Source organism: Streptomyces sp. NRRL F-5650 (assembly GCF_000721365.1).
Taxonomy (GTDB): Bacteria; Actinomycetota; Actinomycetes; order Streptomycetales; family Streptomycetaceae; genus Streptomyces; species Streptomyces ardesiacus.
In genome coordinates this window covers 71,959-96,548 of the sequence record NZ_JOGV01000031.1, presented here as the reverse complement: position 1 = coordinate 96,548, position 24,590 = coordinate 71,959, and the positions used below count along the sequence as shown (strand labels likewise).

At 71.9% G+C, this 24,590-nt stretch carries 25 protein-coding genes and 1 pseudogene; 11 read left to right on the top strand and 15 right to left on the bottom strand.

Features of this window, described 5'->3' with window-relative positions; genetic code table 11:
* Positions 1-233: 233 nt before the first annotated feature.
* On the top strand, positions 234-686 hold the full coding sequence (locus IG88_RS0124710; RefSeq protein WP_031045239.1) for an NUDIX hydrolase: 453 nt from the start codon (positions 234-236) through the stop codon (positions 684-686).
* A gap of 144 nt (positions 687-830) precedes the next feature.
* Here IG88_RS0124710 and IG88_RS0124705 read toward each other — a convergent pair whose 3' ends face one another.
* Both IG88_RS0124705 and IG88_RS0124700 read right to left on the bottom strand, forming a co-directional pair.
* Positions 831-1,451: a DinB family protein gene (locus tag IG88_RS0124705; protein ID WP_078861593.1), complete on the bottom strand. Its 621-nt coding sequence runs from the start codon at positions 1,449-1,451 to the stop codon at positions 831-833.
* Positions 1,452-1,614: 163 nt separating this feature from the next.
* Entirely contained in the window at positions 1,615-3,174 is a 1,560-nt protein-coding gene (locus tag IG88_RS0124700; protein WP_234332263.1) for an FG-GAP-like repeat-containing protein, read from the bottom strand.
* A gap of 264 nt (positions 3,175-3,438) precedes the next feature.
* On the opposite strand from IG88_RS0124700, the gene IG88_RS0124695 reads away from it, so the two are divergent.
* A complete protein-coding gene (locus IG88_RS0124695; protein ID WP_031045230.1) occupies positions 3,439-4,599 on the top strand; it encodes an alpha/beta hydrolase family protein in 1,161 nt (386 codons plus the stop codon).
* Positions 4,600-4,632: 33 nt separating this feature from the next.
* Here the strand turns inward: IG88_RS0124695 and IG88_RS0124690 are convergent, their stop codons facing one another.
* Positions 4,633-7,485: an FAD-binding and (Fe-S)-binding domain-containing protein gene (locus IG88_RS0124690; RefSeq protein ID WP_031045228.1), complete on the bottom strand. Its 2,853-nt coding sequence runs from the start codon at positions 7,483-7,485 to the stop codon at positions 4,633-4,635.
* A 110-nt stretch (positions 7,486-7,595) separates the two neighbouring features.
* On the opposite strand from IG88_RS0124690, the gene serC reads away from it, so the two are divergent.
* Positions 7,596-8,510, top strand: coding sequence for a phosphoserine transaminase (gene serC, locus IG88_RS0124685; protein WP_078861592.1), 915 nt, complete (start codon positions 7,596-7,598; stop codon positions 8,508-8,510).
* Between the two features lie 72 nt (positions 8,511-8,582).
* Here serC and IG88_RS0124680 read toward each other — a convergent pair whose 3' ends face one another.
* From IG88_RS0124680 to IG88_RS0124670, 4 genes and pseudogenes are all read right to left on the bottom strand, one after another.
* Positions 8,583-8,762, bottom strand: a complete 180-nt coding sequence (locus IG88_RS0124680; RefSeq protein WP_031045225.1) for a DUF397 domain-containing protein — start codon at positions 8,760-8,762, stop codon at positions 8,583-8,585.
* Positions 8,759-9,394, bottom strand: a complete 636-nt coding sequence (locus IG88_RS0124675) for a DUF5753 domain-containing protein (RefSeq protein ID WP_324609010.1) — start codon at positions 9,392-9,394, stop codon at positions 8,759-8,761. Before IG88_RS0124675 ends, IG88_RS0124680 begins: the two co-directional genes overlap by 4 nt.
* Positions 9,395-9,456: 62 nt before the next feature.
* A pseudogene (locus IG88_RS45320) lies at positions 9,457-9,810 on the bottom strand (helix-turn-helix domain-containing protein); the annotation flags it as partial.
* Positions 9,811-9,828: 18 nt separating this feature from the next.
* Complete coding sequence (locus IG88_RS0124670) at positions 9,829-10,593, bottom strand: DUF6879 family protein (RefSeq protein ID WP_031045221.1); 765 nt, start codon at positions 10,591-10,593, stop codon at positions 9,829-9,831.
* 176 nt (positions 10,594-10,769) lie between these two features.
* Here IG88_RS0124670 and IG88_RS0124665 point away from each other — a divergent pair, with 176 nt between their 5' ends.
* On the top strand, positions 10,770-10,970 hold the full coding sequence (locus tag IG88_RS0124665) for a hypothetical protein (RefSeq protein ID WP_031045218.1): 201 nt from the start codon (positions 10,770-10,772) through the stop codon (positions 10,968-10,970).
* 18 nt (positions 10,971-10,988) lie between these two features.
* The gene (locus IG88_RS38970; RefSeq protein WP_031045215.1) at positions 10,989-12,200 is read left to right on the top strand and encodes a methyltransferase domain-containing protein; all 1,212 of its coding nucleotides are present in this window, start codon (positions 10,989-10,991) and stop codon (positions 12,198-12,200) included.
* Between the two features lie 111 nt (positions 12,201-12,311).
* Here the strand turns inward: IG88_RS38970 and IG88_RS44420 are convergent, their stop codons facing one another.
* The 3 genes from IG88_RS44420 to IG88_RS0124645 all read right to left on the bottom strand — a co-directional run bounded on the left by IG88_RS44420 (position 12,312) and on the right by IG88_RS0124645 (position 15,043).
* Complete coding sequence (locus IG88_RS44420; protein WP_234332262.1) at positions 12,312-13,082, bottom strand: glycosyltransferase family 2 protein; 771 nt, start codon at positions 13,080-13,082, stop codon at positions 12,312-12,314.
* A 132-nt stretch (positions 13,083-13,214) separates the two neighbouring features.
* Positions 13,215-14,057 (bottom strand): ABC transporter permease, encoded by an 843-nt coding sequence (locus IG88_RS0124650; RefSeq protein WP_031045210.1) that lies wholly within the window; start codon positions 14,055-14,057, stop codon positions 13,215-13,217.
* Positions 14,054-15,043, bottom strand: a complete 990-nt coding sequence (locus tag IG88_RS0124645) for a daunorubicin resistance protein DrrA family ABC transporter ATP-binding protein (RefSeq protein WP_031045207.1) — start codon at positions 15,041-15,043, stop codon at positions 14,054-14,056. The genes IG88_RS0124650 and IG88_RS0124645 overlap by 4 nt, the downstream gene beginning before the upstream one ends.
* A 109-nt stretch (positions 15,044-15,152) precedes the next feature.
* Between IG88_RS0124645 and IG88_RS0124640 the strand changes: the two genes are divergently transcribed.
* Positions 15,153-15,992 carry a TetR/AcrR family transcriptional regulator gene (locus IG88_RS0124640; protein WP_031045204.1) on the top strand — a complete coding sequence of 280 codons (840 nt, stop codon included), beginning with the start codon at positions 15,153-15,155 and terminating at the stop codon, positions 15,990-15,992.
* On the opposite strand, the gene IG88_RS0124635 is transcribed toward IG88_RS0124640, so the two are convergent.
* Entirely contained in the window at positions 15,966-16,958 is a 993-nt protein-coding gene (locus tag IG88_RS0124635; protein WP_031045201.1) for a hypothetical protein, read from the bottom strand. The genes IG88_RS0124640 and IG88_RS0124635 overlap by 27 nt on opposite strands.
* A 100-nt stretch (positions 16,959-17,058) precedes the next feature.
* On the opposite strand from IG88_RS0124635, the gene IG88_RS0124630 reads away from it, so the two are divergent.
* Both IG88_RS0124630 and IG88_RS0124625 read left to right on the top strand, forming a co-directional pair.
* Positions 17,059-17,739, top strand: a complete 681-nt coding sequence (locus tag IG88_RS0124630) for a GDSL-type esterase/lipase family protein (protein ID WP_031045196.1) — start codon at positions 17,059-17,061, stop codon at positions 17,737-17,739.
* A gap of 289 nt (positions 17,740-18,028) precedes the next feature.
* On the top strand, positions 18,029-19,021 hold the full coding sequence (locus tag IG88_RS0124625) for an aldo/keto reductase (RefSeq protein WP_031045192.1): 993 nt from the start codon (positions 18,029-18,031) through the stop codon (positions 19,019-19,021).
* A 141-nt stretch (positions 19,022-19,162) separates the two neighbouring features.
* Here the strand turns inward: IG88_RS0124625 and thpR are convergent, their stop codons facing one another.
* Positions 19,163-19,735 (bottom strand): RNA 2',3'-cyclic phosphodiesterase, encoded by a 573-nt coding sequence (gene thpR, locus IG88_RS0124615; protein WP_031045190.1) that lies wholly within the window; start codon positions 19,733-19,735, stop codon positions 19,163-19,165.
* A gap of 116 nt (positions 19,736-19,851) precedes the next feature.
* On the opposite strand from thpR, the gene IG88_RS0124610 reads away from it, so the two are divergent.
* Positions 19,852-20,439, top strand: a complete 588-nt coding sequence (locus tag IG88_RS0124610) for a Uma2 family endonuclease (protein ID WP_031045187.1) — start codon at positions 19,852-19,854, stop codon at positions 20,437-20,439.
* Positions 20,440-20,456: 17 nt separating this feature from the next.
* Here the strand turns inward: IG88_RS0124610 and IG88_RS0124605 are convergent, their stop codons facing one another.
* Both IG88_RS0124605 and IG88_RS0124600 read right to left on the bottom strand, forming a co-directional pair.
* Entirely contained in the window at positions 20,457-21,821 is a 1,365-nt protein-coding gene (locus IG88_RS0124605) for an MFS transporter (protein WP_031045184.1), read from the bottom strand.
* A gap of 29 nt (positions 21,822-21,850) precedes the next feature.
* Complete coding sequence (locus IG88_RS0124600) at positions 21,851-22,288, bottom strand: MarR family winged helix-turn-helix transcriptional regulator (protein WP_031045181.1); 438 nt, start codon at positions 22,286-22,288, stop codon at positions 21,851-21,853.
* A 149-nt stretch (positions 22,289-22,437) separates the two neighbouring features.
* Between IG88_RS0124600 and IG88_RS0124595 the strand changes: the two genes are divergently transcribed.
* Positions 22,438-22,626 (top strand): hypothetical protein, encoded by a 189-nt coding sequence (locus IG88_RS0124595; protein ID WP_030399344.1) that lies wholly within the window; start codon positions 22,438-22,440, stop codon positions 22,624-22,626.
* 16 nt (positions 22,627-22,642) lie between these two features.
* On the opposite strand, the gene IG88_RS0124590 is transcribed toward IG88_RS0124595, so the two are convergent.
* Positions 22,643-24,100: an NCS2 family permease gene (locus tag IG88_RS0124590; protein WP_031045178.1), complete on the bottom strand. Its 1,458-nt coding sequence runs from the start codon at positions 24,098-24,100 to the stop codon at positions 22,643-22,645.
* A gap of 193 nt (positions 24,101-24,293) precedes the next feature.
* Between IG88_RS0124590 and IG88_RS0124585 the strand changes: the two genes are divergently transcribed.
* A complete protein-coding gene (locus tag IG88_RS0124585) occupies positions 24,294-24,581 on the top strand; it encodes a DUF2530 domain-containing protein (protein WP_031045175.1) in 288 nt (95 codons plus the stop codon).
* Positions 24,582-24,590 lie beyond the last annotated feature (9 nt).

Here is a 24,590-nt window from a genome sequence, read left to right as displayed (position 1 = left end):
CCCCCGGATTCCCGGCCGGAGTTTCGCCCGGGAGCTGCGGACCATGAGCTCCCGACCGGGAGTTCCCGAACCGGAATGTCCTGGCCGCCCAGAAGTCCGACCACGGTCTCTGTCAGGCGCGTAGTGCTTTTACGCAACTGTCCGGTCCGGGGTGCCCGCCTGTCAAAGCGCGTCCGCGGTGCGGGCGGGACCGCCCGGATCCGCCGGCGGAGCGACCGGGTACCGTCCGGCCTGTGAGACGACTCCTGACCCGCCTCTGGCGCCTGCTGCGCCCCGTGCAGAGCCGCGTGATGTGGCTGGTGAACGCCAAGTTCGTGGTCGGCGTGACCGGCGTCGTGCGGGACGACGAGGGCAGGGTCCTGATGCTGAAGCACCGGATGTGGGCGCCGGGCCGCCAGTGGGGCCTGCCGAGCGGTTTCGCGCACAGGGGCGAGGACTTCCGGCAGACCGTGGTCCGCGAGGTCAAGGAGGAGACCGGCCTCGACGTGGAGGTGGGCCGGCTGGTCATGCTGAACAGCGGCCTGCGCACCCGACTGGAGGTCGCCTTCGAGGCCCGCCTGCTCGGCGGCGAGCTGTGCCTCGACCCCGCCGAGATCCTGGACGCCCGCTGGTGCCGCCCGGACGACCTCCCCGAGGACGCCCAGCCGGTGTGCGGCCCGCTGGTGCGGGGCGAGACGGCTCCCTGAGGCCGCGGCCCGGGGCCCGGGATCGTCGAGGACGGCGGTGCCCGAACGTCACCCTCGGCACCCCGGGCGGCGAGGACGGCGAGGGCGGCGAGGGCGGCGAGGGCGGCGAGCCGGTCCTCGCACGGCCCCGGCGGACCGTGCCGGTCAGCCCATGCTCTTGGCGCCGTCCAGGGACTCGCGGATGATGTCGGCGTGACCGGCGTGCTGGGCAGTCTCGGCCATGACGTGCATCAGCACCCGGCGGGCCGACCACTCGCTGTCGGCCTCGAACCACGGGGCCTTCGGCAACGGCTGCGTGGCGTCCAGGTCCGGCAGGGTGGCGATCAGTTCGTCGGTACGGCGGGCCACCTCGGCGTAGTCGGACAGCACGCCGGCCAGCGTCTCGCCGGGCAGCATCCGGAACTCGTCGGCCCGCCGGGCCCAGTCGGCCTCGGTCATGGCGGTGAAGTCCCCCATCACCGACGGACCCTTCACGATGAACTCGGCCCAGTTCCGCTCGACCGCGGCCACGTGCTTGATCAGGCCGCCCAGACACAGCTCGCTGGCGGTGGTCCGGAGCCCGGCCTGCTCGTCGGTGAGGTCACGGGTGGTGAAGCGCAGGAAGTGCCGGTGCTTGGCCAGCATCGCCAGCAGGTCGGCCCGTTCACCGATGACGGCCGGGGCCTGCGCCGGGTCGGAGCCGGTCCCCTCGGGGACGGTCTGGTCGGGGGTGGTCTGGTCGGGGGTGGTGGTCGGCTCGCTGGTGCGCGACGCGTCGAAGGTCATGTCTGGTCTCCGCCTTCCGGGTTCCGGCTTCCGGTGTTCCTGCTCCGTCGATCGAGAACCACGTTAGGAGCCCTCTAGGCCGGATCCCGTCCTACTTCGCGCGGTCCTGCTTCGCGCCGTCTTGCTTCGCGTCCGCCTGCTCCGCGTCCGCCTGCTCCGCGTCCTAGCGCGCGATCTGTCCCCCGCCCAACAGCAGCCCCAGCCCCTCGGTGTCGTCGAAGGCGTCCCCGGACAGCCGTGTGACGCCCGAGGCGGAGGGTCCGTCGGCGGTGCCCCGCAGTACGTACGCGACGCCGTCGACCGTGTCGCTGCCCGGCGCGGTCACCAGGAGATCGGCGTGGCCGTCGCCGTCCAGGTCGGTGAGGCCCACCGCGGTGCCGAAGTCGGCGGCCCCGTCCGGGGCGGCGCCGAGGTCGGCGCCGTCGAACAGCCGGGCGCCCGTACCGACGAGCCCGTCCGGCCCGCCCGGCAGGAACAGCACCTGCTCCGGCCCCGGCTCGCCGTAGACGTCCCACCGAGGGGCCCCGGCGACCACGTCCGCGTACCCGTCGCCGTTGACGTCCCCGGTGTCCAGGCTGGTGAAGACGGCGTCCTCGTCCTGGGGTTCCGCGCCGGGCACGCCGGGGGTGTCCCGGTCGACGGTCGTCCTGCGCCGCCCCGGACCGTCCGGCGTCCCGTACACCACCGTCACCGAGCTGCGGCTCGCGTCGCCGCCGCGGGGGCTGAGGACCAGGTCGTCGATGCCGTCGCCGTCCACGTCGCCGACCGCGCCGGTCCCCGCGCCGGGCAGGCGGACGCCCGCGGGCTGCGTGAACCCGTCCCGGCCGCCGCGCAGATAGCTCACCGGCCGGTTCAACCCGGCCCAGGCCGTCTCCGGTTCCGGGTCGGCGGCGTGGAAGCTCACCAGGTCGTCGACGCCGTCGCCGTCGAGGTCCCCGGCGAGGAGGTCGCCGTAGAGCGCGTTGCCGACGTCGGGGGAGGGCCGGCGCGGGGCGGGGACGCTGCCGGTCGCGGCGGGGGTGCCGTCGCGGTCGAAGGGCCCCTTGAGCAGCCCCTTGCCGGAGCCGAGCCCGAAGACCAGGTCGGGGTGGCCGTCCCCGTCGAAGTCCCCGGCGACGAGCTGTTCGTCCAGGATCGGGTCGTTGTCCCACGCGACGTGGCTGACGTCCGTCCCCGGCACCCGGGCGGCACGGGAGAGCCCGTCCCGCGACCCCCACATGATGATCACGCTGGGCTTCCAGTCGAAGACGGAGGCGGCGAGGTCGGTGTACCCGTCCCCGTCGAAGTCCCGCGCCACGACGTCCGTCCCGAAGAACGCCTCGTCGCGGTTCTTCCCCGGTATCCCGGGGTCGTCCTGCGTCAGGTACTGGCACCGGGCGATCGACGTCCCCTCCCCCGCCCCGTACAGGACCTCGATGCTCCCGCCGCCGGACCCGCCCTCCACGCTCCCCATCGACCCGAGGGCCAGGTCGGGATGCCCGTCCCCGTCGAAGTCGGCGGCACCCTCCGGGGCGCGCGCACCGGCCCCGGCGCCCCGGGCTCCGCCGGCCCCGCACTCGTACGGCGAGGCGATGCCGTCCGCCCCGCCACCGGCGGCCACCAGCACCGCGACGACCACCAGCGCGACAGCGGCCGCCCCGCCCCCGACCAGCCGGGCCCGCCCACCGAACCACCGCCGCGGCGCCACCGCCCGATCACCCGAACCACCCATACGAACGATCACGCGAGGACACCGCCCCCCGGTTCCGTGCTCTCAGCCAGTCCGGCGAGTCCGCCCGGCCGGACTCCCCGAGGCGCCCCTGCCCGCGCACGGGACCGGTCCGCCGCCCGCCGGACGAGCGCCGGCCGGGAGCCGGGGGCGCGGGCTCCGAGGCACGGACTGATACCACGGTGCCATCCGGACGCCGGGCGTCAGTCGTCGGTCGTACGCCCAAGTACCGCCCGAAGCCGACGCGTTGGGTGGTGGCGGGCACCTAACGTCGACTGCATGCCCAGCAGATCGAACACCTCACGCAGAACCGTCCTCACCGCACTGCTCGCGGGCGGTCTGTCCGTCCCCCTCCTGGGAGCGGCCCCCGCGTCGTCGGCCCCCGCCGCCGTACTGGCGTTGCCCTCCCCCTCCGGCCACCGCCCCGTGGGCCGCCGCACCCTGCACCTCGTCGACCGGCGCCGCGCCGATCCCTGGGTGCCGGCGGCGCGCGGCAGGGAGCTGATGGTGTCCGTGTCGTACCCGGCACGCCCGTCGGGCGGGTCCCCGGCGGCGTACATGACCGAGAGCGAGGCGCGACGGCTCCTGGAGGCCAAGGGGCTCGCCGGGGTCGTGCCGGCCACGACGGTCGCGGGAACGCGTACGCACGCGCGGGCCGACGTACCCCCCGCGCCGGGCCGCTTCCCCCTGGTCCTCCTGTCCCCCGGCTTCTCCATGCCGCGCACCACGCTCACCGCGCTCGCCGGGGAACTGGCCGCGGGCGGCTACGTCGTCGCCGCCGTGGACCACGCCTACGAGTCCGTCGGCACGGAGTTCCCCGGCGGGCGGGTCCCGCCCTGCGTGGCCTGCGACCGGGTCGGCGCCGGCGTCGAGGAGGCGGCGGTCGTGGAGGGCCGGGCCGCGGACCTGTCCTTCGTGATCGACGAGTTGACGGGCCACCGGGGAGCGGGGGCGCTCGCGCGCCTGATCGACGTGCGGCGCATCGGCGTCGCCGGGCATTCGATCGGCGGGGCGGCCGCCCTGGCGACGATGGCCGCCGACCGTCGCGTACGGGCGGGGGTCAACCTCGACGGGGGGTTCTTCGTGCCCGGCGCGGGGTCCGGGATCGGCCGGCGTCCGTTCATGATGGCCGGCGCCGAGGACATCCACGGTCCCGCCAACACCGGCAGCGACTGGGCCGCCACCTGGGGCCGCCTGCGCGGCTGGAAACGCTGGCTGACCGTGGCGGGGGCCGGGCACTTCTCCTTCACCGACATCCCCTGGCTGGCCGACCGGCTGGGGCTGGCCGATCCGGAGGTTCCGCTCTCGGGCGAACGGGGGTGGTACATCACCCGTGACTACGTCCGGGCCTTCTTCGACCTCCACCTGCGGGGCATCCCCCAGCCACTCCTCCAGGGCCCCACGGCCGCCCACCCCGAGGTGGCGTTCCACCGGCCGTAGCGGGCGCGTGGAAGACGGCACCCGCGCCCGCCCTCACCCCAGCCCCTCCGCCAGCACCTCCGCCAGATGCCGCCCCCGCACCCCCGCCAGGTGCTCCAACTGGGTCCGGCAGGAGAAGCCGTCCGCGAGGACCACCGCGCCGGCCGGCGCCTCGCGCACCGCGGGCAGGAGCTGGTCCTCCGCGCAGGCGGCCGACACCTCGTAGTGGCCGTCCTCGAAACCGAAGTTGCCCGCGAGTCCGCAGCAGCCGCCGCTCAACTCGCCGGTCAGGCCCGCCGCCCCGCGCAGCCTGCGGTCGGCCGCGTCGCCCAGTACGGCGTGCTGGTGGCAGTGGGTCTGGCCGACCGCCGGAAGGTTCACGGCCGGTGGGGTCCAGTCGGGGGCGTGGCGCTCCAGGGTCTCCGCGAAGGTCAGGACGCGCGCGGCGAGCCGGGCCGCGCGCGGGTCGTCGTGCAGCAGCTCGGGCAGGTCCGTGCGCAGGGCGGCCGCACAGCTCGGCTCCAGGACGACGACCGGCGCGGACGTCTCCAGCACCGGGGCCATCAGGTCCAGCGTGCGGCGCATCACCGCGCGGGCACGGTCCAGTTGGCCGGTCGAGACGTACGTCAGTCCGCAGCAGACCCGTCCCCGGCGGGCCGTCAGCAGCGCGAGAGCCGACGTCGCCCTGCCGTCGCCGATCACGGCACGGCCCCGCAGCGTGGGCGGCAGCACCACCCGCAGCCCCGCCGCCTCCAGCACCCGTACGGCCGCCCGGCCCACGGAGGGCGAGAGGTGCTCGGTGAACGTGTCCGGCCACAGGACCACGAGGTCGCCCCCGCCGACCGGCCCCCGGCGCCGCCCCCGCCACCACCGGCTGAACGTCTCCCCCGCGAGCGCCGGCACCTCCCGCTCCCGCGCGATGCCGCCCAGCTTCTTCGCCGCCGCGGCCAACGGCCGTACCGACGCGAGCGCGTTGACGACCGGCGCCGTCCGCGTGCGCGCCGCCCAGCGCAGCCACACCGGCAGCCACCCCATCGCGTAGTGGGCGGCGGGACGGCGGCGCCCCTCGTAGTGGTGGTGCAGGAACTCCGCCTTGTAGGTGGCCATGTCGACCCCGACCGGGCAGTCGGAACGGCAGCCCTTGCAGGACAGGCACAGGTCCAGGGCGTCCCGGACCTCGGCCGACCGCCAGCCGTCCGTCACCAGTTCGCCCGCCAGCATCTCGTGCAGCAGCCGTGCACGGCCCCGCGTGGAGTGCTCCTCCTCGCCCGTCGCCCGGAAGGACGGGCACATCACGCCCGCCCCGGACACCGACGTCGTACGGCACTTGGCGACCCCGACACAGCGGCGCACCGCCGCCGAGAAGTCGCCGCCGTCGGACGGGTAGCCGAACGCGACGTCCACCGGTTCGCGGGGCAGGACGGAGAAGCGCAGGTTCGCGTCGAGCGGTGCCGGGCGGACCAGCATGCCGGGGTTGAGGAGGTCGTCCGGGTCCCACACCGCCTTCGCGCGCTCGAAGAGGGCGACCGTCTCGGCGCCGTACATCCGCGGCAGCAGCTCCGCCCGCGCCTGCCCGTCCCCGTGCTCCCCGGACAGCGAGCCGCCGTGGGCCACCACCACGTCCGCCAGCTCCTGCGAGAACCGGCGGAAGCGGGCGACCCCGGCCTCGGTGAGCAGGTCGAAGTCGATGCGTACGTGGATGCAGCCGTCGCCGAAGTGCCCGTACGGCGTGCCGCGCAGGCCGTGGGCGGTCAGCAGCGCCCGGAAGTCGCGCAGGTAGCCGCCCAGGCGGGCCGGGGGCACCGCGCAGTCCTCCCACCCCGGCCACGCCTCCGAGCCGTCCGGCATCCGCGTCGCCGTACCGCTCGCGTCCTCCCGGATGCGCCACAGCGTCCGCTGCCCGGCGGGGTCGGTGACCACCAGCGCGTCCACGACGTCCGCCGCCCGCACGACCGCCTCCGCACGCGCGCGTGCCTCCGCCTCCGTGGCGCCGCCGGTCTCCACGAACAGCCAGGCCCCGCCCCTCGGCAGCCCCTGCGTGGACGGCACCAGGTCGACCGCCATGCCCTCCACCGTGAGCGGCCCGAGCGGCAGCAGCCCGGCCGCCGCCTCCGCCGCGCCCGCCTCGTCGGCGTAGCCCAGCACCGCCAGCGCACGCGCGCGCGGTGACTCGACCAGCCGTACGACGGCCTCCGTCAGCACGCCGAGCGTGCCCTCCGAGCCGCAGAAGGAGCGGGCGACGTCCGCGCCCCGCTCCGGCAGCAGGGCGTCCAGCGCGTAGCCGGAGATGCGGCGCGGGAGGTCGGGGAAGCCGGTGCGCAGGCGGGCCAGGTCGCCGTCCACCATCGCCCGCAGCCCCTCGGGCGCCCCGGCCCACTCCCGCCCCAGCCGCAGCCGCCGCCCCCGCGCGGTGAGCACGGACAGCTCGCGCACGCTGTCCGCCGTCGTGCCCCAGGCCACCGAGTGGGAGCCGCAGGAGTTGTTGCCGATCATGCCGCCGAGCGTGCAGCGGCTGTGGGTGGAGGGGTCGGGTCCGAACCGCAGCCCGTGCGGCGCGGCGGCGTCCTGGAGCCGGTCCAGGACCAGCCCCGGCTGGACGACGGCCGTACGCGCCTCGGGATCGATCCCGACCAGCCGGTTCATGTGCCGGGTGAAGTCCAGCACCACCCCCGTGCCGGTCGCCTGCCCGGCGATCGAGGTGCCGCCGCCGCGTGCCACGACCGGCACCCCGCGCTCCCGGCACACCTCCAGCACGGCCGCCACGTCGTCGGCGTCCTTCGGCGCCACGACACCGAGGGGGACCCTCCGGTAGTTCGACGCGTCCATGGTGGTCAGGGCCCGGGACGTGACGTCGAACCCGACCTCGCCGCGGACGGCCCTGCGCAGTGCTGCCTCCAGATCGGTCATGCCCTCCAGGATGGCGCTCGTAGCTCCCTACAGGTCCGCAGGGCGGAGATCTCGTCTCATCGGACGGACATGTCTTCGTCCGGTTTGGCCGAGGCGATACCCTCCGGCTCGTGGCTGAGATCCAGATTCCTGCTGACATCAAGCCCGCGGACGGTCGATTCGGCGCGGGTCCCTCCAAGGTGCGGGTTCAGGCGCTGGACGCCCTGGCCGCCACCGGTACGTCCCTGCTCGGCACCTCCCACCGCCAGGCGCCCGTCAAGAACCTGGTCGGCAAGGTCCGTGAGGGCATCCGCGAGCTGTTCCGGCTCCCCGACGGCTACGAGGTGATCCTGGGCAACGGCGGCTCCACCGCGTTCTGGGACGTCGCGACGCACGGCCTGATCGAGAACAAGTCGCAGCACCTGAGCTTCGGCGAGTTCTCCTCCAAGTTCGCCAAGGCCGCCAAGCTGGCCCCCTGGCTGGCCGAGCCGACCGTCGTCTCCGCCGACCCGGGCACCCACCCCGAGGCGCACGCCGAGGCGGGCGTGGACGTGTACGGCCTCACGCACAACGAGACGTCGACCGGCGTCGCCATGCCCATCAAGCGGGTGGCCGGTGCCGACGAGGGCGCCCTCGTCCTGGTCGACGCGACGTCCGGCGCGGGCGGCCTCCCGGTGGACATCACCGAGACCGACGTCTACTACTTCGCCCCGCAGAAGTCCTTCGCCTCCGACGGCGGCCTGTGGATCGGCGTCTTCTCCCCGGCCGCGCTGGAGCGCGCCGAGCGCGTGCACGCGTCCGGCCGGCACGTCCCGGAGTTCTTCTCGCTGCCGACGGCGATCGACAACTCCCGCAAGAACCAGACGTACAACACCCCTGCGCTGGCGACGCTCTTCCTCCTGGGCGAGCAACTCGACTGGATGAACGGCCAGGGCGGCCTGGACTTCACCACGGCCCGCACCAAGGACTCCTCGACCCGCCTGTTCGACCCGTCGGACGTCGAGGCGCTGACGAAGTGCGTGGACCACGTGATCGAGAAGCTGTAGCCGACACCACCGGCACGACAACGGAGGGCGCCCGGCGGATCATCCGCCGGGCGCCCTCCGTGCGTGCGATGCCTACGCGAACTGGCGCAGGAAGGCCTGCCAGCCGTCGCGCGAGACGGTGAGCAGGGGGCCGTCCTGCTGCTTGCTGTCGCGGACGGCGCGACCGCCGGGGGCCGTGTCGGCCACTTCGACGCAGGCGTTTTCCTGACCCGAGTACGACGACTTCCAGAAGGGGCTTACGACCTCGGTCACGATGCGTCTTCCTTCAAACTCCGGAGTATGCCCCGGATGAGCTGCGCACTCGCGTCCGGTGCCAACGCCGCCGATCGTAGTACGTCGTAGGCGTTGGCGTAAGCGGCGAGGTCCTCGGCGCCCTCCAGGACCGACGTACCTCGCAGGTTGTCCATGGCCACGGCTTCGACCGTGGGTTCTTCGTCAAAGCTGAAGGAGTAGAAGGCGGAGGAGTACCCGGCCAGTACGCCCGCACTGAACGGCAGCACCTGCACGGTGACGTTCTTGCGCTGCGCCACCTCAAGGACGGCCAACAACTGCTCCTGGTGAACCTCGGGCCTCACCAGTGGGTGCGCCAGGACCGCCTCCCAGAGAATGACGGTGTACGACGCACCGCCTTCCTCGATCTTCGCTTGCCGGGCCAGCCTCACCTTCACCAACTCGGCGATCCGCTCCGGCGCGAGGTAGTGGGGGCCACCGGCGACGACGGCCTCCGCGTAGGCCTGCGTCTGGAGTAGGCCGGGCACCATGACCGGCTGCCACTCCCGGATATAGGTCGCGTCGTCTTCCAGGGCGATGTGGTCCGCGTAGTCCGGCCGCAGATGCTCGGCATGCTCCAGCCACCAACCTCGATTCTTGGAGTGCTTGGCCAAGTACTCCAGTTTTGCGCGGACTTCCGTGTCCCGGACGCCGAACGCGTCCAGTAGAATTCGCCGTCCCACACATGCAGTGTTCGCGCCTCGCCGACGACGGCACTCCATGTCTCCTGCACAGGAGCGTGACCTGCCGCAAGCAGTCGTCGCCAGGATCGAATGTGGCTCTCGAAGCCTTGCAGACGAGCCTGTAGTTCGTCGAAAGCATCAGGCTGCCCCACCGCCTCGGCCCAGGCCCTGAGGTCGTCCTTCGTGGGGGTCTGTCTGCCGCTCTCCAGTTTGCTGACCTTCGACTGGGGCCACCCCAAGCGCCGGGCCAGCACCGTACCGGTGAGCCGGCCATCGGGGCCCTCTGCGCGCAGCTCCCGCAGCCTTCGGCCCAGTTCCTCACGCGCTCTCTGATAGTCCGTGCTCACCGGTGTCCGCTCTTGCCCCTACATCTCGCTGCGCATCTCCGCCATGAATCGCTTCCACGGTACGGCGTGGTGCCAAGCAGTGTCCCGCAGCATGCAGCAGCGCACGACCTCTGCGGGCTCGGTGATCAGGTCCACGTGTGTGAGCTGGTCGTCGTCATCGAAGCGCAGGAGCGCGACGAGGCGGCTGTCGAAGAGCCAGAAGTCCTCGGCGGGGAGTCGGAGCCGGTCCGCGTCGGCGCGTCGCATATTGCGGATGTCCTCGCCCGACTCGATGTTCCACCGGGCGTGCTCCAACAGGTAGCGCTGACCAGGGGTGGGCGGCGCATCCACCAGCCGCACCCGCTCGATGCGCTTTCCGAGTGCCGTCTGGGCCTGGACCGTCTTGCGGAAGGCACTGACCGAATCGCCTTTGGACCAGTCCTCCTCGACTCGTCCGGCCTCCATGAACTGCTTCCAGGAATCGCCCTCCTCGTCGCTCGCGTACCGCCGCCGCGTCTCCAGGCGCCACGCGGTGTGCTCGAACTTGCCGAACAGCCCGCTGAACTCGGCGAGATCGATCGTCTTTGCCTGCCGAGTCCGATCCTTCGGGGCCCAGTCCACCAGCAGGTCGCGCGGCACGACCACGGCGACCTCGCCTTCCGAGAAGTGCTGTAGCTGAGCGACATCCTCCTGACCGAGCGGAGGCCCGTGCACGATCACCTCGCCACTGTCCACGTCCTCGTGTACGGACGGGCATTCGCCACCGTTGCCGCCCGTCCCGTTGAACCGCAACCTGCGCGCCATGCGCACCAACCCCCATGGGTCTAGACCATGTTGTGCACCCAGCATGGTGGTGACCCTGAGTGAATGTCCACGCATTCAGAGTGGCTGCGTGAGAATAATGAAGAATATTCGCCCCGTTGCTTCCCTGTCCGTCCCTACGGTCGTCCCCAAGCCACACCGACCGCGAAGGGACAGATATGCCGCACCGAAACGACCTCTACCGACTCGACCTCACCAACGCCTCGTTCGCGACGGCGTGCGGAGGCAACACCCACCCCGACGGCGAGTCCAGCGTGACTCTCGCCCGCATCGGCAGCGACGCCTGGGCCCTCGGCGACAGCAAGCGGCCGGACGCCGAACCGCTCCGATTCACGATACTTGAAGCTGACACCGTGTGAGGGCCTAGCGTTTCCGTCGTGGACGACGGTACGTGGTGGACGGTGGGCGAACTGGCGCACGCGTCCGGGGTGTCGGTGCGGGTGTTGCGGCACTGGGACGCGTTGGGCGTGGTGTCTCCCGAGCGCACGCCGAGCGGTCACCGCCGTTACGGCCCCGAGCATGTCACGCGTCTCTACCGGGCGTTGGCCCTGCGCCGGACCGGCCTGGGGCTGCGACAGGTCGCCGCCATGCTGGACCGCGAGGATCCGGACCCGGCGGCGACGCTGCGCGCGCACCTCGACGACGTCGAGGAGGACCTCGCTCGGCGAAGCCGACTGCGCGACCGACTCGTGGCCGCGCTCGGGAGTGCGGGGCCGGACCAGATGATGAAGGTGATCGAGACCATGACCATGTTCGAGCAGTACGTGCACGGCTACCGGCCCGAGGAGAGCACCCGGCTCGCGGACCAGGCGGACGCCCTGGTCGAGCTGCTGCACGGCAACACCCGGTTCCAACCGGGCGAGCGGGTCCTGGAGATGGGGTGCGGCGTGGGGGCGCAGACCGTCGCCCTGGCCTCGCGCAGCCCGCACACGCGCTTCGTGTCGGCCGACATCGCCACCGACTCGCTGAAGTCGGCCTCGGGGCGCATCGCTGCCGCGGGGCTCACGAACGTCGAGTTCGCCGAGAAGGACGTCTTCGCGCTCCCCGAACCGGAGGGCGGGTTCGCCGAGGCATCCTTCGACCACGTCTTCGTGTGCTTCCTGCTGGAGCACCTGCCCGCTCCGGTCGACGCGCTGCGACGACTGCGGCGTCTCGTGCGGCCCGGCGGGACGATCACCGTGATCGAGGGCGACCACGGCTCGGCCTACTTCCACCCGGACGACGAAGCGGCGCGCGCTGCCGTAGCGTGCCAGGTGACGCTGCAGCGGCACGCCGGCGGTGACGCCCTCATCGGCCGGCGGCTCTTCCCCCTGCTGCACGAGGCGGACTGGTCGGACATCGCCGTCAGCCCGCGCACCGTCTACGTCGACGGCAGCCGGCCGGAGTTGGCCGACAGCTTCACCAGACGCACCTTCACCGCGATGATCTCGGGGGTCCGGGAGCCCGCCGTCGCGGCGGGGCTGATCGACGCGCGGACCTTCGACGCGGGCATCGCCGCCCTGCGGCGCACGGCCGAACCCGACGGGGTGTTCTGCTACACCTTCTTCAAGGCCGTGGCCCGCTCGACCCGTCGGACGTCGAGGCGCTGACGAAGTGCGTGGACCACGTGATCGAGAAGCTGTAGCCGACACCACCGGCACGACAACGGAGGGCGCCCGGCGACGCGCATCGCCGGGCGCCCTTCGCGTGCCTGGACGGCTCTACTCGTCGGCGAACAGTTCCTCGGCGCGCGTCACACTCAAAGAGCGGTCGAGCCATGTGCCCAGCACGCCGAGATCCGTGCAGCCGACGACTCGCTCCCGGACGGAGTCAGGGATCCCGATGCCCCGCGCCTCGAGAATGTGCAGGATGTCCTCGGCCTTGCCTTCGGCCTGGCCCTTGGCACGCCCGTCGAGCCAGGACTCCTCGACGATCGTGTTGCTGCCCGGGAAATTCGGGGTGTAAGTGGCCATCAGATTCCTCCAGTAGTCACGACCCGGGCCCTCGCCCAGACCGATCTCGACGATCTCCGCCCAGTCCACACGGTCGATGTCTCCATACCGGGGCTCTTCGGCGTCGTCCACCAGTCGCGGCACCCAGCGCCGCTCGGTGCGGCCGTGCTCGTCGGCGACGCGGAAACCGACGATCCCCAGCCTCGCGTCCGACGCGAACAGGTGCTGGACCTTGCGGAACACGTCCGAGTCGATGAGCAGTCCGTCGTCGTCCAGTTCGACGACGACATCGGTGTCGCCGTAGTCCCTCAACATCGCCAGACCGACGTTTCGGCCTCCCGGACATCCAAGGTTCTCCTCGAGCGGGACCTTGGTCACGTTCTGCGCGGTGTCCACGTCGGTCAGTGGAGTCGCGTTGCCGATCAGCATCACCCGTGCCGCCGGCACACTCTGCTTCTCCACCGAAGCGAGCAGTGCCGCCAGTTCACGCGGGCGCGTCCCCATGGTGACGATGACGACTCCGACACGCGGCAGCGACATGGGGCCAAACTCCAGTGATCGACAGGGTGCCGATGCTAGCGCGGGGGCCCGCCTCGCCCCGAGGGCGCGGCGGGCCGCCCCGGCTGGGTGGCCGCCCCCGGCTCCGGCCAGTCGTCCGGGACCGGACCGGTCCTACCGGCTCAGTCGCTGGAATCTCCGTACCGCCAGCGGGAGGAAGGCCGCTGTCAGGATCAGGGGCCAGACGCCCGCCATCAGCAGGGCGTGCTGTTCGATCCACGAGTCGCCGCCGCCCACCGGTGTGCCGAACAGGTCGCGGGCCGCGGCGGCCGTGGACGAGATCGGGTTCCACGCGGCCACCCAGCCCAGCCAGTCGGGCATGAGCTGCGGGGCGACGAAGATGCTGGAGATCATCGTGAGGGGGAAGGCCACCGCGAACAGGCCGCCCGCCGCCTCCGGGTTGGGGACCAGCAGGCCCAGCCACACGCCGATCCAGATCAGCGCGAACCGCAGCCACAGCAGGAGTCCGAACGCCGCCACGAAGCCCCAGCCACCGTCCGGACGCCAGCCCATGGCCATCGCCGTCAGCATCATGATGGCCAGCTCGGCGCAGGCGACCACGAGATCGGTCACCCCGCGCCCGGCCACCACCGCCGAGGACGCCATCGGCATGGAGCGGAACCGGTCGATGACGCCCTTCGTGGCGTCGTGCACGACGACCGTCGCGGTGTTGATGAAGCCGAACGCCATGGTCATCGCGAACATGCCCGGCATCAGGAAGTCCTTGTAGTCCCCGCCGCCCGGCACGGTCAGCGCGCTGCCGAAGACATAGCCGTAGAGGAGGACGGAGACGATCGGGAAGCCGAGCTGCCAGGCGATGTTGACGGGCTGGCGCTGGTAGTGGGTCAGGCCGCGGCGGACGACGTTGCCGCAGTCGGCGAGCAGCCAGTACAGCCGTCCGCGCTCGCGCGGGGCCGCCGCCGGGCCGGACGCGCCGCCGAGGTCGAGGGCGCTCATGCCGCCACCGCCTCCCGCTCCGTGCGCCGCGCGGGCTCCGCGCCCGTGCGGTGACCGGTCAGGCGCAGGAAGACGTCGTCGAGGCTCGGCCGGCGCAGTCCGATGTCCTCCACCGCGACCCCCTCGTCCTGGAGGGTGCGCGCCACCTCGGTCAGGGCCGGCACGCGGTCGGCCACCGGGGCGTGCACGCGCAGCGCCTCCTCCTCCACCTCCGGTTCGCCCTGGCAGACCCGGGCGACCGTCCTCACCACCCGCGGGATCTCGCCGCGGTCGGCGACCACGACCTCGATCCGGTCGCCGCCGACCAGGTCCTTCAGCCCGTCCGGGGTGTCGTCGGCGATGGCCCGGCCCCGGTCGATGACGGTGATGCGCGAGGCGAGCCTGTCGGCCTCCTCCAGGTACTGCGTGGTCAGCAGGACCGTGGTGCCGCCCGCCACCAGCGCGCGCACCGAGTCCCAGACCTCGCCGCGGCTGCGCGGGTCCAGCCCGGTCGTCGGCTCGTCCAGGAACAGGACGGCCGGGGCGAGGATCATCGACGCGGCGAGGTCGAGACGGCGCCGCATGCCGCCGCTGTACTTGCCCACGCCCCGGTCGGCGGCGTCGGTCAGGTCGAACTGCTCCAGCAGTTCGACCGCGCGGGCCGCGGCCCGCCTGCCGCCCAGGTGGAACAGGCGCCCGAACATCTCCAGGTTCTGCCGGCCGGTCAGCACCTCGTCCACGGCCGCGTACTGACCGGTGAGCCCGATCCGCGCCCGCACCTCGCGCGCCTGCCGGGCCACGTCCAGGCCCGCGACCTCGGCCCGTCCCCCGTCCAGCCGGATCAGCGTGGACAGGATGCGCACCGCCGTGGTCTTGCCCGCGCCGTTGGGCCCGAGCAGGCCGTGCACGGTGCCCTCGCGCACCGCGAGGTCGAAGCCGGCCAGCGCGTACTTGTCGCCGTACCGCTTCTCCAGGCCCTCCGCCCGCACCGCGTGTTTCTCGCCCATGGGTTCAGTCCCCCTTCCCGACTCACAACTGAGTACACCGTACCCGATAACGCGTACACCGTACCCAGTTTTTCGGCGCGGCTCTGCGGCGCGGTTCTAAACTGAGCCCATGGCGAGCGGCACGGAGACCAGCGGCAGCGGCGACATCGGCCGCACCCTCGAACTGTTGTGGGACACCGGCCGGCGCCCCAGCCGGGGCCCGCGGCCGGGCCTGACGCTGGACCGGATCGTCGAGGCCGCCGTCGAGGTCGCGGACCGGGAGGGGCTCGGCGCCGTCTCGATGCGCCGGATCGCCACCGAACTGGGCACCGGCACGATGTCGCTGTACCGCTACGTCCCCGGCAAGGCCGAGCTGCTCGACCTCATGCTGGACCGCGTGCAGCGCCCGTCCCAGGACCCCGCCGACCTCGGCGACGGCGACTGGCGCTCGGCGCTCCATGCCCTCGGCCACGCCACACTCGCCCTCTACCGGCGCCACACCTGGCTGCTGGCGGTCAACCAGTCCCGGCCGATCCTCGGCCCCTCCGCCCTGGACGGCATGGAGAAGGTGCTCGCCCGGATCAGGCCGATGGGCCTGACCGACCCCGAGCTGGTCTCGGTGATCGTCATGATCGACGGATACGTCGTCGGGGCCGCCCGCACACAGGTGTACGAGCGGGAGGCCGAGCGCAGCTCCGGGCTGACGGACGCGGAGTTCTGGCGGGCCCAGGAACCGGTGCTCGTGGAGGCCATGACGAGCGGGCGCTACCCCGTGCTGGCCTCCCTCTCCGAGGACGCCTTCGGCACCGGCTTCGACCACTTCGAGTTCGGGCTCCAGCGCATCCTGGACGGCCTGGAAGTGCTGGTGGCCTCGCGCCGGGCGGCGGCGGACGACCCCGCCGCGAGCGACCCGGCCGCGGACGAGCCTGCCGCGGCGAGCGGCTCAGCGGCGCCGGAGGACCCGGCGTAGACCGAACAGGGCGGCGAGCGCGACGAGCAGCCCGACCGCGCCGACCTTGAGCGTGTCCCCGCCCGCGGCGCCGGAGCCCTCGCCCGAGGCGTGGGACCCCGAACCCGCTCCGCCGCCGGAGTCGCCGCCGCCCCGCCCGGGCACGTCCTGGGCCTTCACGGGGCTGTTGACGCCCTCCATGCCGAGCAGCAGCTTCTTGCCGTCGATCGTGTACGTGGCGGACTCACCCTGCCCCAGGGGCACGTTGATCCGCCCGGTGCGCCGGATCCTGCCGCCGTTCCAGTCGTACCAGATGCCCCCGAGGTAGCCGCGCACGGCGAGTTGCCCACCGTCCGGGGAGAACGCGGCGTCCGTCGCCCAGAGGTCCACCGGGACCGTGGGCCGGAAGACGTTGGTGCCGGAGGACGACAGTTTCGCCGGGCCCTCGTACAGGTGCCCGCCGTCCTCGTGCTTGTCGATGATGTAGACCCGCCCGGTCTTCGGGTGGACCAGCATCGACTCCGCGTCGCGGGAACCGTCCGTGTACTTGACGACGTACTGCGTCGCCTTCACGGTCTGGTCCTTGAGTTCCGTCGGCTCGGGCAACTCGTAGATCCACACGTACGGCCAGGTCACGCCGTCGTTGTCCCCGATGTCGCCGACGAAGATCCGGTTGCCGGGGCCGATGGCGATCGCCTCGACGTCGCGGGGGGTGCCGACGCCGGACAGGGCGACGCGGGCGACGGTCTCGCCGGTGGCGCCGTCCACGGCGTAGATGTACGGCCCGGTGTCCTGGTCGTTGTGCGTCCAGTAGACGCCGGGGTGCAGGCGGGAGGCGGCCAGGCCGCTGGACTCGGTGATGCGCGGGTCCTTGATCGTGAACCCGTCGCTCCCGGCGGGCCCGTCGCCCCCGTCCGCCGCCGAGGCGGGCACGGCGAACGCGCCCACGAGGAGGGCCGAGGCGAGGAGGGCGAAGGGTCGGCGCATGCGCCAAGCCTGCCATCCCTCACGGGCGTTCACGACGGCGGTCACCCTGCGTGGGAGGTCTCACATCGCGCCGGCCAGGCCGATCGTCCATGATGAGCGGATGCTCAGGTTCATGTTCGTCGGCGACTCCATGACGATCGGGAGCGCCGGCGAACACACGTGGCGCTACCGGCTGTGGCAGCACCTGCGCGACTCCCACGGCCGCCCCTTCACCTTCGTCGGCCCGCGCGAGACCCTCCACGACCGGGGGACGGACGCCCCCACCTCGTACGCCTACGCCGACCCCGGCTTCCCCCGCGCCCACCTGGCCGGCTGGGGCGAGGGCTGGCACCACATGACCCCGCTGATCGGCGAGGCGGTGCGCTCCTGCCGCGCGGACGTGCTCCTCGTCTCCCTGGGCCTGATCGACCTCGGCTTCTACACCAACGCCGAGCAGACCGCCGCCAACGTCCGCGCCTTCGTGGCCGCCGCCCGCGCGGCCAACCCGCGCGTCCGCATCGCCGTGCTGCCGGTCCTGCACAACATCCGGGTGGACGCCGACGAGACCTTCGCCGAGCAGGTCGCCCACTTCAACGAACTCCTCGCCAAGACCCTCACCGACCTCGACGATCCCGGCGCCCCGCTGCTGCTCGTCCCGGCCCCGCCGGCGTACGACTTCCACACGGACACCTACGACGGCACGCATCCCAACGAGAGCGGCGAACACCGGATCGCGGAGGCGTTCGCGGAGGCGCTGCACGAGGAGTGGGGGCTGGGCGGACCGTACGCGGCCTCGTCGTAGGGCACCGAGCCTCCGGCACGTGCGCGTCCCCTCGTGTCCTGGCCGCCGTGCGTGTCGACGTACCGCGCGACCGTACTCGCGACACGGGTCGGCTCGACGAGACGGCCGAGCGACTCGAGAGGATGCCCGTCCCCGGGGGTTCGAGGTCGGGATCGTCGGCGGGGTTGTCCGCATGGCGCCGCAGCGGGACATCCACCGGCACACCGTCCTTGAGATCCTTCGGGCCCTGGAAGGATGACCGCCCGCCCCGCTTGCCTGGAGCGCACTCCAAGTCGTTGGCTTGGGGACCATGAAGTACACGCAGCTCGGACGCACGGGACTCAAGGTCAGCCGGCTCGTCCTCGGCACCATGAACTTCGGTCCGCAGACCGACGAGGCCGACAGTCACGCGATCATGGACGCGGCGCTGGACGCCGGCATCAACTTCTTCGACACTGCCAACGTGTACGGCTGGGGCGAGAACAAGGGCCGTACCGAGGAGATCATCGGCAACTGGTTCGCCCAGGGCGGCGACCGCCGCGACAAGACCGTCATCGCCACCAAGGTGTACGGCAACATGGGCGCCGACGGCGAGGCGTGGCCCAACCACGACAAGCTGTCCGCCGTGAACATCAGGCGGGCGGTCGACGCCAGTTTGAAGCGCCTGCGGACCGACCGCATCGACCTGTACCAGTTCCACCACATCGACCGCGCCACCGGGTTCGACGAGATCTGGCAGGCGATCGACACCCTGGTCCAGCAGGGCAAGGTGCTGTACGCCGGGTCGTCGAACTTCCCCGGGTACAAGATCGCGCAGGCCAACGAGACGGCCGCCCGGCGCGGCGGGACCATCGGCCTGGTCAGCGAGCAGTGCCTGTACAACCTGGCCGAGCGCCGCGCCGAGATGGAGGTGATTCCGGCCGCGCAGGAGTACGGCCTCGGGGTCATCCCGTGGTCGCCGCTGCACGGCGGGCTGCTCGGCGGGGTGATCAAGAAGGAGGTCCAGGGCGGGCGCCGGGCGTCCGGGCGCGCGGCCGACGCCCTGGCCGACCCGGCGAAGCGGGCGCAGATCCAGGCGTACGAGGACCTGCTCGACAAGCACGGGGTGGAGCCCGGCGAGGCCGCGCTGGCCTGGCTGCTGACCCGCCCCGGCGTGACCGGCCCCATCGTGGGCCCGCGCACGGCCGAGCAGCTCGCGTCGGCGCTCAGGGCCGTGGAGCTGGAGCTGTCGGACGAGCTGCTGACCGGGCTCGACGAGGTCTTCCCGGGGCCGGGGCCTTCACCGGAGGCCTTCGCCTGGTAGCCGGGGCGTCGGCGGGGTGAGCGTGGGCGGCGGCCCACGGGCAGGTCAGCCGAGGGCCGCCGCCACCGCCACCACGACGAGCATCAGCACGAGCACACCGGCCATGATCCGGTTCCGGGTCTTCGGGTCCACGCCCCGAGCCTAACCGGAGGCGCCGAGCGGACTGCGGGCGACCGCCTCGTAACGGGGCTGCTCGCCCGGCACGCCCGACTCCGGCAGGTTGCTGCGGACCAGCGCCAGGCCGGTCACCGTCCAGGCGGGTCCGGCGTAGCCGGCCAGTGCCTCGACGTGGGGACGGACGTCGAGGGCCCGCCTGCTGCGGGCCAGCGTCAGGTGGGGCCGGTAGCGCCGGTGCCCGCCCATGTCGACGCCCGCCCTGCGCCCCGCCGACTCCGCCCGGCCGGCCAGCAGCCGCAGGGTCGCCAGGCCGCCCTCCGCACCCACCCACAGCGCCCGGCCGCGCCCGAACTGCCCGCCGCCGCGCAACGCCAGCTCGAAGGGCGGGGTGCGGCGGGCTGCCCGCTCCAGGCGCGCCGCCAGGTCGGGTACGACGCCGTCGTCGACCTCGCCGTAGAAGGCGAGCGTGAGGTGCCAGCCGTCCCGCCCGGTCCAGCGCAGCCCGTCCGCCCCGGGCAGCCTCCGCAGCGCGGCCACCTCGTCGGCGAGGGAGGCGGTGACGTCCTCGGGGGGCAGCACGGCGGCGAACAGTCTCATGCCGGTCAGTCTTCCCCGGAGAACACGTGTACGTCCGCGCGTGGCCTGGTCACCGTGCGTATCGTTGTACCGCGCGGCTGCACTCGCGTCGGGGGCAGCCGGGGAGGAGCGCCACGATGACCGTCCTTGACGACAGGATCGAGATGGCCGAAGAGAGCACCGAGCTGACTCTGGACGTCATGTTCGAGTGGCTCGAGAAGATGCCCGTCCCCGAGGGATACAAGACCGAGATCGTCGGGGGTCACATCTTCATGACGCCGCAGCGGGACACCCACTGGGACATCATTCTGGACATCGTCGAGCAACTGCGGACCAAGTATCCCCGCAAGCGCGTGAAGTCCGACGTCCGTATGGACTACCCCGGTTATCTCAACGGTTTCGCCTCCGACGTCGTGGCCCTGGCCGAAGGGGCCCGGAAGGACGACAAGGGACACTGGCGGCCGGAGGACGTCGAGTTCGTCGCCGAGGTCGTCTCCCGGAGCACGGCCGGCAACGACCACGGACCCAAGAAGGACGCCTACGCCGCCGCCGGCGTCCCGGTGTACCTGATCGTGGATCCTTACGCCGGGGAGTGGCACCTGCACACTCTGCCGGAGGACGGCAAGTACCACGCGTGCGTCGGCTTCGGCTTTGGCGAGGACATCGACCTCACCCGCACCGTCGTCGGCCTCACCCTCAGGACCGACGACTTCCCCCGGGACTGACGGGAACCGCCCCCGTCCTACGCCACCGGCGCCAGTGCCTCCTGACGGTCCCGGGGGACGAAGCGGACCTGGGGGTGGCCGCGGTGCCAGCCGACGGAGAGGCGGAGGTTGCCGACGCGGGCCAGCACCAGGCCGATGACGAGTGCGGCGCTCGCCGCCACCGCGCCGCCCGCGGCGAAGCCGGCCCGGGCGCCGTAGGCGTCGGTGATCCAGCCGACGATCGGGGCGCCGATCGGGGAGCCGCCGAGGAAGACCATCATGTAGAGGGCCATCACCCGGCCCCGCATGGCCGGGTCGGTGGACATCTGGATGCTGGTGTTGGCGGTGACGTTGACCGTCATGCTGAAGACGCCGATCGGGACCATCAGCAGCGCGAAGAGCCACAGCCCGGGCGCCGCCGACGCGACGATCTCCAGGGCGCCGAAGCCGAGGGCCGCCGCGATCAGGACGCGCAGCCGGGCGGTGCCGCGCCGGGCGGCGAGCAGGGCGCCGGCCAGCGAGCCGACGGCCATGAGGGTGTTGAAGAGGCTGTACGCCCCCGCGCCCGCGTGGAAGACGTCGTCGGCGAAGGCGGACAGGAAGACCGGGAAGTTGAAGCCGAAGGTGCCGATGAAGCCGACCAGCACGATGGTCCAGATCAGCTCGGGGCGGCCGGCGACGTAGTGGAGGCCCTCGCGGAGCTGGCCCTTGCCGCGCGGGGTGCGCCGCACGGCGTGCAGGTCGCGGGCGCGCATCAGCACCAGGCAGGTGAGGGGCGCGACGAAGGACAGGCCGTTGGCGAGGAACGCCCAGCCGGTGCCCACGCCGGTGATCATCACACCGGCGACGGCGGGGCCGACCAGGCGGGCGGACTGGAAGTTGGCCGAGTTCAGACTGACCGCGTTCTGCAGTTGGTCCCGTCCGACCAGCTCGGCGACGAAGGACTGGCGGGCGGGGTTGTCGAGGACGGTGGCCAGGCCCATCGCGAAGGCGGCGACGTAGACGTGCCAGACCTGGACCTGGCCGCTGAGGGTGAGGACGGCGAGGGCGAGTGCGGACAGGGCCATCGCGGACTGGGTGAACAGCAGGGTGGTCCGCTTGCGCCAGCGGTCGACGAGGACGCCGCCGTAGAGGCCGAAGAGGAGCATCGGCAGGAACTGCAGGGCGGTGGTGATGCCGACGGCGGCCGAGGAGCCGGTGAGGCTGAGGACGAGCCAGTCCTGGGCGATGCGCTGCATCCAGGTGCCGATGTTCGAGACGACCTGGCCCAGGAAGAACAGGCGGTAGTTCCTGACCTTCAGGGAGGCGAACATCGACGTCTTGCGAGGGGTCCGGGGGGTCCCGGTGGGGTCGTCGTGGCCGTCGGGTGCGGGGGCGGAAGCTGCTCCGGGTCCCGTACTCAAAAGGGTTCGCCTCCTCGCGAGAACTGCTTCTACTTGTGTGCGAGCTTCTCCAGCACGGGGGCGGCGGCGCGCAGTGTGGCCCACTCGTCCTCGTCGAGTCCCTCGACCAGCGTGGCCAGGAACGCGTTCCGCCTGCGGCGGCTCTCCTCGAGCATCACCACGGCCTGCTCGGTCTGCGTCACGACCTTCTGGCGCCGGTCCTCGGGGTGCGGTTCCAGCCGGACCAGGCCCTTGGCCTCGAGCAGGGCCACGATGCGGGTCATCGAGGGCGGCTGGACGTGTTCCTTGCGGGCCAGCTCGCCCGGGGTCGCGCTGCCGCAGTTGGACAGGGTGCCCAGCACCGACATCTCGGTGGGGCTGAGTGACTCGTCGACCCGCTGGTGCTTGAGCCGACGGGACAACCGCATCACGGCGGAGCGCAGGGAGTTCACGGCGGCGGCGTCGTCGCCATGCTTGAGGTCCGGCATGTTCATTAGCGTAACTCATTAGTCTCGCGAAATACCACCGCTCGGGCGTCCGCTTGCCCGTGACGCCCGCCACTGAAACACACAGTTCACCCGTACGAGTGAGTCGTTTCCGGAAATCGGAGCGTCACCCGGCGGACCCGGCGACCCTCGTGCTCATGGGGACCAGCGTGCTCAGCCTGCGGATGGACAGGGAGCTGCTCGACCGGCTCCGGGACCATGCGGCCAAAAGAGGAATGAGCGTCCAGGACTATGTCGTCCGGACGCTCATTCGGGATGACTTCGACGAGCGGTTCCAGTCCGCCGTGGAGGAGACGGAACGGTTCTACGGGGTCACCTGAGGCGGCCCCGCGGGTCTCACGTCAGACCCAGGGCCGGCATCAGGTAGTAGAAGGCGAAGACCACCGACACCACGTGCATCGCCACCGGCACCTCACGGCCCCGCCCGGAGGCCAGGCGCAGCACCGAGAAGGTGATGAAGCCCATGCCGATGCCGTTGGTGATCGAGTAGGTGAACGGCATCATCAGCATCGTCACGAAGGCCGGGATGGCGATCGTGAAGTCGGACCAGTCGATCTCCCTGATCGAACCGGCCAGGATCAGGAAGCCGACCGCGATCAGTGCCGGGGTCGCCGCCTGGGACGGCACCATGGTGGCGACCGGCGTGAGGAACAGCGCCACGGCGAACAGCGCGCCGGTGACGATGTTGGCGAAGCCGGTGCGGGCGCCCTCGCCGACACCGGCCGTGGACTCCACGAAGCAGGTGGTGGCGGAGGCGGAGCTGGCACCGCCGGCGGCGACCGCGACACCGTCGACGAACAGGACCTTGTTGATGCCCGGCATCTGGCCCTCGCCGTCGGTCAGCTTGGCCTCGTCGCTGACGCCCATGATCGTGCCCATCGCGTCGAAGAAGCACGACAGCAGCACGGTGAAGACGAACAGGACGCCGGTCAGGACGCCGACCTTGCCGAACCCGCCGAACAGGCTGACCTCGCCGACCAGCCCGAAGTCGGGCGTGGCCACGGGGTTGCCGGGCCACTCGGGCGTGGTCAGGCCCCAGGACGGGATGTCGGTGACGGCGTTGACGATCACCGCGATCACGGTCATCACGACGATCGAGATCAGGATGGCGCCCGGCGTCTTGCGGACGATCAGCGCGAGGGTCAGCAGCACACCGAGGACGAAGATCAGCACCGGCCAGCCGTGCAGGTGGCCGCCGACGCCGAGCTGGAGCGGGACGGTGGTCTGCGCGGCGTCCGGCATGCGGGTGACGAAGCCGGAGTCGACGAGGCCGACGATCATGACGAAGAGGCCGATACCGATGGAGATGGCCTTGCGCAGGCCGTAGGGAACGGCGTTCATGACGCGCTCGCGCAGACCGGTGGCGACCAGCAGCATGACGACGAAGCCGGCCAGCACCACCATGCCCATGGCGTCCGACCAGGACATCCGCGGGGCGAGCTGGAGGGCGACGACCGAGTTCACGCCGAGGCCCGCGGCCAGCGCGATCGGGACGTTGCCGATGACGCCCATCAGCAGGGTGGTGAAGGCGGCCGTCAGCGCGGTCGCCGTGACGAGCTGGCCGTTGTCGAGCTGGTGGCCGTACATGTCCTTCGCGCTGCCCAGGATGATCGGGTTCAGCACGATGATGTAGGCCATCGCGAAGAAGGTGGCGAAGCCGCCTCGGATCTCACGGGGCAGGGTGCTGCCGCGCTCGGAGATCTTGAAGTAACGGTCGAGACCGTTCTGCGGGGGCCGCCGGTCCTCCGGCGGCTCGGGGGACGGGGGGACCTTGGCGGTGGCCGAGGTGGACATGCGTGGACCTCATCACCAACAGGTTCCCCCACGGCCTTGTCGGTGTTCCTCTTGGTGTTTTCTACGAATGAAAGCGGTCAGAGACAAACGGGTTCAGTATGAACGTATGAGCCGCAGATCGCTATCTCCGCGCGTAGACATCGGGTGGTGCCGCGCCGTCACCCCGCCCGCGTGCTCCTCGTAAGCTGTACGCATGACGAAGTGGACACCCACGCACGAGGCACCGGAGCCCCTGGAGGGCCCCGTGGTACCGACCGTCGTCGGCGGCACCGTCCTCTGGTTCGTCCTCTTCCTGGTGCAGCTCCCCTTCTACGGCTGGTTCGACGACCACGGGCACGCCTGGTGGGTGTGGACCTGCCTGGCCGGCGCCGGTCTCGGCCTGATCGGCATCTGGTACGTCCGGGGCCGCGACGCCGCGCTCAAGCGGCAGGCCGCCGCCCGGGACGCCGGGGGCCCGCAGGCGGATCAGCCCACCGCCTAGTACCGGTGT